Below are 587 nucleotides of genomic sequence, written 5' to 3'. Positions count from 1 at the left end.
AGCGAGTGGCCGCCCAGTTCGAAGAAGTGGTCGTTGCGCCCGATGCGCTCGACACCAAGGAGCTCGGCCCAGATCTGCGCCAGCGCCGTCTCGACCGCACCTTGCGGCGACTGGTAGGCCGCCAGCGCATAGGCCTGATCGGCCGGCGCCGGCAGCGCGTTCCGATCGAGCTTGCCGTTCACCGTGAGCGGAAGCGCCGCCAGCCGCACGAACGCACTCGGCACCATGTAGTCCGGCAGCCGCGCACTTAAGTGCGCCCGCAAGGCGCCCGCAAGCGCGCCTCCATCGCCCTCGTCCGAGCCGGCCTCGGGCGCGCAGACCACATAGGCGATCAGATGTTTGTCGCCGGCGCCGTTCTGGCCCGCCACCACCACCGCCTCGCGCACCCAGGCGTGCTCGCAAAGCCGCGCGACGATCTCGCCCGGCTCGATGCGATAGCCGCGGATCTTCACCTGATCGTCGTTGCGGCCCAGGAACTCAAGATTGCCGTCCGGCAGATAACGTGCAAGGTCGCCGGTCCGGTACAGCCGATCGCCCTCGACAAAGGGACTGGCGATGAACCGCTCCGCGGTCAGCTCAGGGCGGTT

At 68.8% G+C, this 587-nt stretch carries 1 protein-coding gene; it reads right to left on the bottom strand.

All coding sequences use genetic code 11. The features are described from left to right. A partial coding sequence (locus I6F36_RS38610; RefSeq protein ID WP_225173254.1) for a phosphopantetheine-binding protein occupies positions 1-587 on the bottom strand: 587 nt, incomplete at both ends.

Source organism: Bradyrhizobium sp. BRP19 (assembly GCF_020194195.1).
GTDB lineage: Bacteria > Pseudomonadota > Alphaproteobacteria > Rhizobiales > Xanthobacteraceae > Bradyrhizobium > Bradyrhizobium yuanmingense.
Note: the sequence above shows the minus strand (reverse complement) of the source record. Positions and strands in the feature narration are given on the sequence as shown.